Origin of the sequence: Xanthomarina sp. (genome assembly GCF_035306605.1) — a bacterium.
Taxonomy (GTDB): domain Bacteria; phylum Bacteroidota; class Bacteroidia; order Flavobacteriales; family Flavobacteriaceae; genus Xanthomarina.
The window spans coordinates 1-12,065 of record NZ_DATGNR010000007.1 but is presented as its reverse complement, the minus strand read 5'-3'; the positions used below and the strand labels follow the sequence as shown (position 1 = coordinate 12,065).

14 protein-coding genes are annotated in these 12,065 nt (G+C 32.5%); 2 read left to right on the top strand and 12 right to left on the bottom strand.

The window, feature by feature from the left end; all coding sequences use genetic code 11:
- Positions 1 to 70: 70 nt before the first annotated feature.
- The 8 genes from VKY41_RS01150 to VKY41_RS01115 form a co-directional block, all read right to left on the bottom strand.
- Positions 71 to 1,003, bottom strand: a complete 933-nt coding sequence (locus tag VKY41_RS01150; RefSeq protein WP_500812594.1) for an alpha/beta hydrolase — start codon at positions 1,001 to 1,003, stop codon at positions 71 to 73.
- A gap of 88 nt (positions 1,004 to 1,091) precedes the next feature.
- A complete protein-coding gene (locus VKY41_RS01145; RefSeq protein ID WP_500812593.1) occupies positions 1,092 to 1,832 on the bottom strand; it encodes a YqjF family protein in 741 nt (246 codons plus the stop codon).
- A 131-nt stretch (positions 1,833 to 1,963) separates the two neighbouring features.
- Positions 1,964 to 2,380: a hypothetical protein gene (locus VKY41_RS01140; protein ID WP_500812592.1), complete on the bottom strand. Its 417-nt coding sequence runs from the start codon at positions 2,378 to 2,380 to the stop codon at positions 1,964 to 1,966.
- Positions 2,381 to 2,583: 203 nt separating this feature from the next.
- Complete coding sequence (locus tag VKY41_RS01135; RefSeq protein ID WP_500812591.1) at positions 2,584 to 3,132, bottom strand: hypothetical protein; 549 nt, start codon at positions 3,130 to 3,132, stop codon at positions 2,584 to 2,586.
- A complete protein-coding gene (locus VKY41_RS01130) occupies positions 3,133 to 3,462 on the bottom strand; it encodes an aspartyl protease family protein (RefSeq protein ID WP_500812590.1) in 330 nt (109 codons plus the stop codon).
- Positions 3,463 to 3,487: 25 nt separating this feature from the next.
- Positions 3,488 to 3,994: a hypothetical protein gene (locus VKY41_RS01125; RefSeq protein WP_500812589.1), complete on the bottom strand. Its 507-nt coding sequence runs from the start codon at positions 3,992 to 3,994 to the stop codon at positions 3,488 to 3,490.
- Positions 3,995 to 4,261: 267 nt separating this feature from the next.
- A complete protein-coding gene (locus VKY41_RS01120) occupies positions 4,262 to 5,593 on the bottom strand; it encodes a serine hydrolase domain-containing protein (RefSeq protein WP_500812588.1) in 1,332 nt (443 codons plus the stop codon).
- 156 nt (positions 5,594 to 5,749) lie between these two features.
- On the bottom strand, positions 5,750 to 6,424 hold the full coding sequence (locus tag VKY41_RS01115; protein WP_500812587.1) for an RNA polymerase sigma factor: 675 nt from the start codon (positions 6,422 to 6,424) through the stop codon (positions 5,750 to 5,752).
- A gap of 120 nt (positions 6,425 to 6,544) precedes the next feature.
- Between VKY41_RS01115 and VKY41_RS01110 the strand changes: the two genes are divergently transcribed.
- A complete protein-coding gene (locus VKY41_RS01110) occupies positions 6,545 to 6,928 on the top strand; it encodes a hypothetical protein (protein WP_500812586.1) in 384 nt (127 codons plus the stop codon).
- A 238-nt stretch (positions 6,929 to 7,166) separates the two neighbouring features.
- Here the strand turns inward: VKY41_RS01110 and VKY41_RS01105 are convergent, their stop codons facing one another.
- Positions 7,167 to 7,685 carry a YybH family protein gene (locus VKY41_RS01105; RefSeq protein ID WP_500812585.1) on the bottom strand — a complete coding sequence of 173 codons (519 nt, stop codon included), beginning with the start codon at positions 7,683 to 7,685 and terminating at the stop codon, positions 7,167 to 7,169.
- A gap of 477 nt (positions 7,686 to 8,162) precedes the next feature.
- Here VKY41_RS01105 and VKY41_RS01100 point away from each other — a divergent pair, with 477 nt between their 5' ends.
- Positions 8,163 to 9,950 (top strand): cation:proton antiporter, encoded by a 1,788-nt coding sequence (locus VKY41_RS01100; RefSeq protein WP_500812584.1) that lies wholly within the window; start codon positions 8,163 to 8,165, stop codon positions 9,948 to 9,950.
- A gap of 493 nt (positions 9,951 to 10,443) precedes the next feature.
- Here VKY41_RS01100 and VKY41_RS01095 read toward each other — a convergent pair whose 3' ends face one another.
- The 3 genes from VKY41_RS01095 to VKY41_RS01085 form a co-directional block, all read right to left on the bottom strand.
- Positions 10,444 to 10,818: a hypothetical protein gene (locus VKY41_RS01095; RefSeq protein ID WP_500812583.1), complete on the bottom strand. Its 375-nt coding sequence runs from the start codon at positions 10,816 to 10,818 to the stop codon at positions 10,444 to 10,446.
- A 144-nt stretch (positions 10,819 to 10,962) separates the two neighbouring features.
- Positions 10,963 to 11,265 carry a hypothetical protein gene (locus VKY41_RS01090; RefSeq protein WP_500812582.1) on the bottom strand — a complete coding sequence of 101 codons (303 nt, stop codon included), beginning with the start codon at positions 11,263 to 11,265 and terminating at the stop codon, positions 10,963 to 10,965.
- Between the two features lie 262 nt (positions 11,266 to 11,527).
- A complete protein-coding gene (locus VKY41_RS01085; RefSeq protein ID WP_500812581.1) occupies positions 11,528 to 11,953 on the bottom strand; it encodes a hypothetical protein in 426 nt (141 codons plus the stop codon).
- Between the last annotated feature and the right edge of the window lie 112 nt (positions 11,954 to 12,065).

Below are 12,065 nucleotides of genomic sequence, written 5' to 3'. Positions count from 1 at the left end.
TCCATTGTAGCCATCCAAGTTGCTTGTATTTATGTCTGGAATACTTATAGTATCTATGTATGTGTGATAGTTATTTGTTGAAATTAGTTTTTGCAAGCCAAGAAAACATTTTATTGAAACCATCTTCTCTAACCGCTTTGGGAGATAAAAAAATATCATGTTGGGCCTTGTCAATTGTTACTATGGTAACCTTATGGCCGAGTTTTTCTCCAACTCTTTTTATGTCTTCAATATTTAAGACTATATCATTAGACATTACCTCTATTGAAAACTTTTTGGGCTTGATTGACCCTGAAGAATGCATTACTAAAACAGGAACTTGGATGTTTGATTTCAGTAAACTTTTTTGAGCATTGGCAATGGCTTCCACCCATTTAAAATAGGTTGGAAATCCTTTTATTGGTTTCCAATCTAGGTTAAAGTCCCATTCACCGTAATAATTTTTATGAATACTTTCTGCATAGATAGGAGATAGGGCACCTTCTATTTTGGCGTAGTTAGAAACTTTACCTATTAGTTTTGCTATAAATAGGTTTAATGATTTTTTAATCTTGGATTGATTGAAATCTAAAAAAGGGGCGTTTAATATTAAACCATCAACAAGTTTTCTTTCTTCTCCATGATTCATGTAACAGCTAGCTATTAGTCCTCCTGTGGAATGTGCTAGCAAAAAGACGGCCTTACTTTCACTTTTTATTTTACGAATGGCCATCGAGATTTCCTCAAAGTATTCTTCTATGTCTTTGCAATAATTGGGATGTTGGTGAGGCATGAGCGATCTACCATATTTACGAAGATCGAGGGCATAAAAATCAAAATTTGCAAGGTTAAATTTTTCCCCGACATGTGGATGGAAGAAATAATCTACATAACCATGCAAGTACAGGACGCTCTGCCTGTTTCCTGTATTAAGGTTAGATGCAGTTAGAACCGCTTTCACTTCACCTTCATAGTCAGGTTTCAGTTTCATGACTTGACTCGTGTAATCGTCCTTTAAATTCATTCTTTTTTAATTATAGCCACCGTGTTTGTTTATGATTAGCTTCAACCATTCGCAATGTTCGAAGGTAGGGGTGTACCAGCAATTAATTTTATAGGGAGTTGTAGCTTGTTTTTTCCTTTTTATTCTTTCCCCAAGCTAACACTTTTACTCCTTTTGAATATTGAATTATGTTTGGTTCGTTTTTAATTAGTTTGTCAAATTTTGAATAATTAATTTCTAAATTTTTCAATTTAATTTCATTTATAGGCCATTCCACATGGTGAATTTCAAATTTGTTAATTGATTTTTCTGTGTCTTGAAAAAGCGCATATCTTTCGGTTAGCCACTTTTCCAATTTCGTTTTTTCTGTCACTTCCTTTCCAATCACAAACTGAATATTTAATTTGTCATTAAACTGCGAGTTATTGGATTCGTATTTGTTTTTAGACCGTTTGATATTTGAAAATCTATATGGAAGTTCAGATATACCTTTTGCAACTTTACAAGACAAACTATTTCCGCCTTCCATGCTTAGAAAATACACGCCGGTTTTGTTATTTGATTTCACATAAGTTCGAATATTAATTTCATCGAAATCTGAAATCGGTGGGAAAGTAGGTAGGTTTTTCAGTCTGATCTTTTCCATGGTAAAAGCAACCACAGACACCCAAGGTTTTTCCTCAAAAAGGTCGATTTCAAGCTCCTTTGGAACAAATTTTTTCAATTCTGATAATTCTACTTGCCAATGAAGAAATATGGCATTATTCCATTCTTGGTAAAATTTCCATTTTTCATTTGGCATTTTCCAAGGTCGGTGATCCGTTGTATGTAATATCTCTCTGATGGTCATTTTCTCAAATTGGTTTCAATCTGTTTGTGAAAGGTACGTTGAGGTCTTGTACGCGAGGATTTTCCATTGGAAAATCAGATGTAACAAAAATGCAAGAATCTTTGGTTTAGGCTACCGTAGTCCATATATTTTTACAAAGAGTTGGCACTCGTGTTTTTTACTATTATGTCATTCAGCTTTTTTGTGTCAGATTCTGCAATTTCATTCAAGTCAATGGTGATTTTTTCCCCATTGACTTTAGTTATGATTAATTGTTTTTCATTCCATTCCGTTGAATTAATTTGTTTGAATCTCAACGATTTTCCCAAAAAAGAATTAATTCTGATAAAAGCTCCTTTTTTGTTCCATTGAATATAGTTTTTATACCATAACATCTTACTGAAATAAATTGCTTGTAATATAAAACCACTTCGTAATAGGTATTTATTTAAGTTTTTATTTGAAAATTCTATAGGTTCAAAAATTCCAATTAAAAAACAAATAACAGCTAGTATAAAGATAGCCATCCAAAATTTGTTTCTCATATTGTCAAAATAAATTCTTTTCATTAAGGTTTAGTTTATATTCCATAGTAACAGACTAGTGTCTGGTTTGCTTCACCAGTTCGCAATGCTTGTGTGTGGCTTGCTTAAACTCCAAATTTAGTAAATAAAAACCGACTATATAATTAGGGAGACTTGAGGGGGCAGACTCGTGTTTTTTAAAAAAAAAGCTAAAACAAAGAATTGTTTATAAAGGCTGTTGCGTATGATTATTTTTGTACGATTAGTCTTTTATTTGGAATATCAATGGTTATTTTATTACCAATCCAATTAATCCCCATTATACCTTCATAAATTAGTCCGTCAATAAATGTAGCCTTAAAATCTTTTACAGATATATGGTTATTTATATCTGTCATTTTTGTTAATGTTGTATAATAATAAACATTTCCAACTTCTGGTTTAAACATACTAGGCTTAAATTCATTGTCAATGGTTTCTTTATCAAGCTTAAGATGTTCCATAAATTTCGAGCTAAATCTAAAAACATTGAATCCAGCGCCACTATCTAAATTTACATTTAAACTTAGTGTGTCATTTAGTTTGACAGTCGTGGCTATTCCAATTCTAATATCTCGGTCATTGTTAATTTGAATTGGCATTTCAAAATCCTTTTCCGCAATGAGTTGTGTTATTGAATTTTCTGTTTCGATGCTTAATATGTTATTTTCAAAATCGATTGTTACCGCTTTGTCTTTAAAAGATGACAATGAAATTAGTCCGTCAAGTGGAAAATTAATATCGTAAACAGCAAACATTTATTTGCTCGCTTTAAAGTTGCCAATCTCTAAATATTCTGAATTCCATAAATCGGATTGTAATTCTTCACCTGTTGCCCTATGTCCTGTATAAAAATGGTGCGTTTTTTCGAGGTTAGTTACTTTATCCGCAAATTTTTTTGTTAGCAAATTTATTCCTGCTCCTGTGTCAAAAATAAAATGACCTTCAATTCCGTTGATTTTTGCTGGAATTATTATGTGTCCGTTTGCTGTTTGAGTAAACGGAATTTCGATTTTGTTAATTGATTTTTCTTGAGAGTAATTTAGTGTTGTACATAGAATTAATAAAGTTGTAAATAATTTATTCATAAAAATAGGTCCTTGTTTTTTGATTTTAATAATTCAGATATTTCGTTTTTCCGCATTGAGCATATTGTTCTGGACGCTTTAAATTAAGCTTTACTTGTTTACTAAACTTTAGAAGTATCTTTTCATATTCCGTTTGTTTTTCGTCAGAAACTGAAGGGGTTTTAATTTTAAAAGTAAAATAATCTATCGTTCCATTTTTGTCAAAATAGATTCTGTTAAAAATAGTAATGGTTGAGTCAGGAACCTCCCATTTAAAGTTTTCATCTATTAAAAATTGAGATATATTTTTATGAAATTCAGACCATGATTTCATAACCATTTTATATTCAGGTTCACTAACGTTTCTTGGGTCAAGTAGATTAGTATAAGTACTGTCTAAATTTAATTTTTTTATTTCGTTGTAAGCCATTTCATTATTTGCACTTACAATTTTTGGTTCTTTTATGTCTTCGGTTACTTTTTCTGTTGAATTTTGTTTACAGCTTATTAATCCGATTATTAATAAAATCCACATACTGTTTATTACTCTCATATTGTTTGTTTTTAAATCATTACCAAAAGCGATTAATTGCTGGCACGAATGGCTATGAATTTACGACATTAAACTGAACAACCTAACCAAGTTATACTTTTGGGGCTTTTAAGTTAATTCTGCATTCTTGTAACTTATTGCTATATGCTTTAAATACCCTATTGTATGTTGTTTTTATTTATAATAGGATAACTCACCATTATTTGCTTGATCAATACTTTCTTTACTATTTAAAGAAAGTATTGATATAGAAAGTTGAGTCTGTTTTTATTCTTTCGTAAATTTAATCTGTCCGCCACCTTGAAATAAAGTCATAGTTTTTTCTGTAGGGTTAAATTCAAATTTAGCTCTTACTTGGTCAAATTTAAATATGTCTTTTTCGATTGCTTCTAGAGCAAACATTGGTTGTCCTGTACCTTGTGCAAATAAGGTGTTTCCGTCTTTTGTGAAGGTAATTTTCAAAGCAATTTCATCAGAAGCGTAAACACCTAAATATGTGTCTAAATCTTCAGTTGTCAAGCTGAAAGTTGTAAATACAGGGATTTCGTAAGGCAAGTTATAAACGGCACTTAACACTGCAATAGAAATATCATTGCTATTCATGTTTGTTCCATTTGAAATTAAGGCATAGGAAATATTATTTTTTGGGAAGTGCGCATATATGGAATTAAAACCATCTATTCCGCCTGTGTGGCCAAAGCCACTATCATTGTAAAAAGGAATTTGAAACAAGCCAATTCCGTAACCGTCTTGTAAGGTTTTCATTAATTCTAGGCTTTCAGGAGTTAAAAGTTGGCCATTAAACAAAGCGTCTGCAAATTTTGTCAAGTCGCTTGCTGTGGAAGTAATAGCACCTGCGCCTAAGGGAATTGTAAAGTCTGTTTCAGTTTCTTCTTTCCAAGAACCAAGAAGTTTGTATGATTTACATTCGTTATTGCTGGTATTGATTTTTCCAAAAACAAAGGTGTTAGTCAGGTCAATTGGATTAACAATACGCTCTTTTAACAATTCCGAATACGATTTAGAAAAAGCCTTTTCAAGGATGTATGTCAACAGTACAAAATTTGAGTTGCTGTATTCTGCCTTGCTGTCTGGTTCAAAATCGCTACCACCTTTTTCAATTATTTCAACCATTTCCTTTTCAGTTTTTGGTTGCGTGTTCCATGTCAGGTAGTCAGAATCATTTGTAAAGTTATGTATTCCACTTCTATGGTTTAGTAACTGTTTTATCGTTATTTTCTTTGCATTTGTGATTTTAGGAAACCATTTGTCAATGGTTTGATTTAAATCTAATTTTTTGTTTTCAACTGCTTTTAATACTAAAACAGCTGTAAATGATTTAGAAATTGAACCAATTCGGTATTTAGTTTCATCTGTTGATTTGATGTTATTCTCAATGTCAGCATACCCGATGGACTTTGCATATATGATTTCTCCATTCTTAGATACAGCAACACTCCCCATAAACTTGTTGTTTGTTTCAAGGGTTTCAAAGTAGCTATCCAACTTTGCTTTGTCAAAATTCGTTTGAGCAAGTCCGAGTTGAATACATGTGAAAAACAGTATTGTTTTTAAGGTTGTTTTTATTATATGTTTCAATTTGTTGTATGCAAGTTGTCTTTAAATGTTACTCCAGGGTCTTGTGTATGGTTTGCTTTATACGTTCGCAATACTTGCGTGTGGCTTGTTTAAGTCCTTAATTTAGCAAATACAAGTTAAATAAAAAATGAATTGCATCTATAAGTTTAGGTACAGTTATTTTATCAGCCTCATTACTTTCTCCGTAATCCTATCACATTTGCTAAAGCCAAATTCAAAAATGTTTTTATCATTTGCCACTTCATAAAGTTTCTCTTTTAGCATGGCTTTTGACCTATGTACACGTACTTTTACATTCGCAATAGTCAAATCTAAAGCCATAGAAATTTCTTTTAGACTCATTTCTTCAACTTCTTTCATAATATAGACCGTTTTATATTTTAAATCTAAACTATCAACAGCATTTTCTAATATTTGCTTTGCTTCGGTCCGTATCATCATGTCCTGTGGATTTAATTGTTTACTATCGGGGATTTCTAAAATGGTATTGCTCTTTACATTAGGAGATTGCTGATTCAAGTGGTAAAGTTTTCCTTTTTCTTTTAATCGTGCCAAGGATTCGTTTATAGCTATGCGTATCAGCCACGTAGAAAAGGTAGATTCTAATTTAAACTGCTCAAGTTTAGTAAAAGCTTTTACATAACTGTCTTGCATTAAATCTTCAATTTCAGAATCATCTTTTATATAACTTCTAATTATTCTATATAGCTTTTGATTATTTCTTTTAACCAAAATTTCATAAAGTTCTTTTTCGCCACCTAATATGCGTTTTATGACTTCACTTTCTTTGATTTTATGACTGTTAAAATCATTGATGTTTATAGCTTCCATTTTTATATGCCTTTTACTTTAGATAAGAAACTTTAAAAAAAGTTACAAAATGTTGTATCCTTTTTTCCAATCTATCATCAAAAGGTTGTAACAAATTTATAAATAATAAAAAATAGGATTATGAATTCACATGTAGAATTAGTGAAAAAGATTTTAAAATATACTTTTGGTTTTGTTCCAATCGTTGCAGGATTGGACAAGTTTACCAATATTTTAACGAATTGGAGTTTGTACATTTCAGAAGGCGTTGCAGGAATGCTTCCTTTTGAGCCTACTACATTTATGATGATAGTTGGTGTTATTGAAATTGTAGCAGGTGTGCTTGTTTTAACAAAAACAAAAATTGGAGCCTATGTTGTTTCTGCGTGGTTGGTGGCTATCGCAATGACTTTAATTTTTAGTTGGCGTTTTGTAGATGTTGCTGTAAGAGATATCGTCATGGCTATCGCAGCTTTTAGTTTAGCAAAATTGTATGAAAACAAACCTAGTACGGCTAAAAACTAAGAGTTATATTGAAAGCTCTCTTTAAAAAATCACGTGATGTAAAAGCATTAGGTGATTTTTTTTAATTGTGCCTAACCTGTATGGATGCGGTTTGCTTCGCCAATTCACTGTGCTTGTTTATTGAGTGGTTCGGCGAGTAATTTAGTGAAATAGTACTCATTGTCGGATTGCGAATAGTGGCTACTTTTAGAGATGCCTTTTTATTTTTTTTACCACAATACTTTGTTGTTGCACGCTTTTAACTTTTTTCTTTTTTCAGAGGGGAATGATGTTCACTCACGATTTTCCATCCCTTATCCGTCTTCACGAATAACAACGAAATTTGGTCGTTTACAACAACAAGGTCTTCACCAAACTTGAGATGAAAATCAGAATGAAAAGTTACATTTGCTACATCACCATACACCGCAACTAACATATCTTTAGTGTCGAATTTAATAACTTCGGTAACAGCTCCAAATGTATTGCGTTCAAACGCTTCATTTGCCTTACTTCCATTGCGTGGTGCTCCATTTTTAAATTCAGTAAACTTTGGACTATAAGCATGGAATGCCATTAGTTTGTCCATATCTCCGTCTTTAAGACTTTGAACAATGTCATCCCAGGTATCCAATAATTCTTGTTTTGCCTCAGGAAACTCATCATTAATCAAATCTATTTTTACTTCTGCAACTTCCACTTTTTCTACCTTTTCTTTACAGCTCGTAATTACAATTCCGAAAATTATAATCATTACAAATATTAATTTTGTTCTCATAATCTTGTATTTAATTGATTATTAATTAGTTGTAAAGATATGAAATTATAAATTAGTAGAAATTAGAGAATGTGCTACATCTTGTTATATGTATCCTAATTTAATGGATTTCGGTGGAATTTGACCTGATCTTGTCTGTTTTGGTTAACAGATTTTGAGGTTGTGGTTTTGTGGTTGCCGTGTATTATGGTTTGTTTTTTGCTGATTGGTGAAGGGGAGGTGGTTGAATATGTAGTGTGTGTGGGAAGTGGGTTGCATTGTTGTAGGGGATGATTTGGTACGTTGATGTATATGGCAGTGGCGTGATTTAGCACGAACCTCTCCAAATAAAAAATGGCTTAGGGAAATGGCAGGATTTCCAAAGTATGAACATTCTAGCCATAGCTTATATGCTGATTAATAAGCAAGTATTAGTGAGATTCCGAAAAAAAAACCGATATTTAATAAGTTTTATCATTACAATTAAACACCAATTCCATGGAAGGATTTGATATTTTAAACTTATTCATTGTACTGCTGGCGGCTTGGGGAGCAGGAGCCTTAATTAATCGCATTGGATATCCTGCCATTTTAGGAGAGCTTTTAGTGGGTGTCTTAATCGGTCCTTCTCTACTTGGTCTTGTAGAAATCTCAAGCACTTTAGTTATTATTTCTGAAGCAGGTGTAATTCTGCTTATGGCTTATATAGGCATGGAAATAAATTTTAAAGATTTAGGCAAAGCTTCTTGGGCAGGACTTCTTGCCGCAATTGGAGGTTTTGTCGTGCCTTTTGGTTTGGGTTATTATGTGGTCACACTAACTGGTGGTACAAGTATGGCCGGTCTATTTGTAGGTATTGCGGTTGGAGTTACCTCTTTAGCAACCAAAAGTCGGATTCTTGTTGACTTGGGGTTATTAGACACACGCATTGCTTATGTTTTAATGGCAGGAGCTTTAATTTCAGACACCTTGGCCTTAATCATTTTTGCTGGATTATCTAGTTTTATGGATGTTGGGGCTGTAAATATGTCTGAAATTTTATTAATCGCTGGTAAAATCATCCTGTTTTTTGCCTTTGCTACGGCTTTTGGACTCTATATACTTCCTAGAATTGGCAAATGGATGGCAAGTAGACATATAGAAAACCGAACCACCTATTTTACCTTGCTACTTCTTATAGTTTTTGGTCTTTCGGAGTTAGCAGAACTTGTAGGTTTACATGGTATTTTAGGGGCATTTGCTGCTGGTGTGTTTATAAAGGACGGCGTTTTTCAGGAAAAAATAACTAAAGACATAACACGTGTTTTTCATGATGTGTCCATAGGTTTTATGGCTCCCATATTTTTCGTTACCGCAGGTTTCCATGTTACTTTAGATGTTTTTAAAACAGATTTACAGCTGTTACTATTAATTGTTGGTGTCGCCTTTGCCGGAAAAATACTAGGTACGGTTTTATTTTACTTACCGAGTGGCAATGGTTGGCGAGAAGGATTAGCTGTAGGAACAGGAATGAATGGGCGAGGAGCTGTAGAAATTGTTATTGCAGGTATAGGTTTACAGAAAGGCATCATTAGTCAAGAAATTTTTTCCATTCTTGTCTTTATGGCCATTTTGACAACACTCTCTGTTCCGGTTCTTTTAACTTGGACAACAAATTGGTTAAAAAAGCGCGGCGAATTGGTTAAGCAATTCTCTAGACAAGGGCATGTAATATTAGGAGCTAATCCACTAGCTCTATTATTAGGAAAGCATTTAGCAGAAGCAAATAAAGTGATTTTTATAGATGCTAACAAAGGTATTTGTGAAGATGCTAAAAGCCAAGGGTTTGACTGTATTCATGGTAATATTCTAGAGGAATCTACACTAAACGAAGCTGCTGTTAAAGATTTTAGAACGTTTATAGCACTAACTGTAAATAATGAAATAAACTTGTTGGCCGCTCAGTTTGTCTATGACACCTTATTTATACCTGAAAAATTTATTGTGATTTCACCCAATAAAGGAGAAGGAGGTAGCATTAACCTTTTGAGTTCGGTATCTGCTTCCACTTTATTTTCTGGTAAAGTGGATATACAGCCATGGATTCAAAAAATACAAGACTCAAACTATAGAGAAGTTGAAATTACAATGACTCAAAAAATCGATACACGCGATTGGGTTAAATCTCAAGACTCAGAAAATAAAGCGTTGTTACCATTGGTTATTGTAGACAGTTCAGGTACGAAACGTCCGTTTAGGTATAATGATTCCATCGATGTGGGTGAAAAAGTCATCTATATTCAATAATCTTTCATTTTGTGTCAGTTAAATAGAAGGATTGATTCAGACTAGTGAATATGTGTAATTATGTAATAAACAACTATGCAGTGGGGCTCCCTTCGACTAGGCTCAGGATAAACTATACAACACAAAAGATGGAGGGGTTTGAGCTTTGGATAGGCTGAAGCGAGGTCAAGCGAGAATACTGAGTTTTGTGTTGTGGGGAGTTTGAACGTTGTTGTACTTGACTTTTCTTTCCATAAAAACACCCTCAAATAGTGTCTAACTTTTTGGGGGCAGTTCAGCAAGATCTGGACTAATATTTTAGGATAGTTATAGAGGTAGCTTGGTGTAAGATTAATGTAATTTACTTGTTATTAGCTTTAGTGATTTGTTGGATTACATTAGCAATAAGCAAACTTCCATTTGGTGAACCGCCGTATACGAGACCCGAACGTTCGGTGGTGTGAGATGCGCACTCCGTTCCTATTTAGGGACGGAGCCGTCTACTCGATTGGGGTTAGTTTTTATTATTCCTAATTCTATATGTTTTCAATAAATTTTCCATTTCTTTTGGGGTTTTATCGAAGTCTCCAATTTTTATTTTTTCAGAACCACCTTTGAATTTATAATATAAATACGCTTCATGCCTTTTTCCTGTATTAATATAAATTACTTCTTCATTTTTAATTTCATTCCAATTTTTAAATTCAACATTTACTGTTCGAATTCCTTTATCACAAAGAGTAATTTGTGTATCATTATTCGTTGCTTGTCTAAACTCTTTTATTGCATAATACCCTCCAATTAGACTAAATATTGTTCCTTTTATATAACTGTCAGATGTTATTATTAAATAGACACCAAGCCCAAGGCAAAGAAGCATTATTCCCATTTCGATAAAGTTTGTTGTTTTTGAATAATGAATTTTCGTTAAAGAAGGAACTGTATAGTCTTCTTTATATTCGTCCTCTTTTTCAAATTTCTTTTCGAGTTCTTTGAGTTTTAATTTGTCCTTTTCATCCCTTAATTCTGTTTTTTAAAAAATATTTCCGTCCCTCCATATCAGCTTTTCTTGAATTGCTCTTTTCTTTAATTCGTGAACATTTCTAACATTTTCAAAAGCCCAAATTCTCCATTTAGTTATCATAAAGCTCCAAATTATCCAAGCTAAAACAAAACCAATTAAGAAAGCTATTCCAATTCCCCAACCAGGAATTAAATTCTGTTTTGATAAATATAAGGCTAAAGCTGGACAGCCAATAATTGTAATAAACACAGGTATATTCACAATCAAATGTCCTCTATTTATTGCTTTATCGACTGTTATTTGTTCTCTCATTTAGATTTGGGCTCAAATTACCGCTAACAATTGTATAAACACCCTCAGGAGTTTCTTCCTATTATATCGATGTTTTGTTTGTGTTTGGTTTGTTTTGAGGTTGTAATTTAGGGATAATTATTTTCATAGTAGGAATTCACGTTTTGAGATTTATGGTCTTTAGATACTTATTGGTTTGGGCGAAATTCATCTTTGCACTGGGAAAACTATAGAATATAAAAGACAGAGGGGTTTTGCTTTTTTGTTAATTGTAATAGGTTTATTAATTTAAATTTGGGTCGTCTGTTTTAAAGTAAGTTTCAGCACTCCAAGAGTCAAAACCGTTTTCAATGACTTGTACAAATTCTAACTCTGTATCGGTTACAAAAGTTATTTTGTTTTTATATTTAAAAAATACAGTTTCAGGAAATTCCATAATTAGTATTTCTCCATTTAAATTGTAAGTTCCAATTTCTTCCAATTCAGGTCCACCTCCACTTGGATAAGTGTAATATTTTACATTTCCATTGCTCATAAATGTGAATTTTGGATGAACAGAAATACCATTTCCGTCATTCCATTCAGTACCCCAAGTTCCAACAATTTGTGAATTATTTGCACTTCCATTGTCATCATTATCATCATTTGAACATGAATTTAAAACTAAAATAATAGTTAAGGCAAAAAATAAACTTAAAATTTTTTTCATAATTTTTTTTAAATGTTTTGTTATCTACTTTCAGATTTTAAGTCGCTGTTTCGAATTTCCGACTGTTGTATTAAGCTATTGAGTTATCTGTTTTTTTTAATATATCACTAAC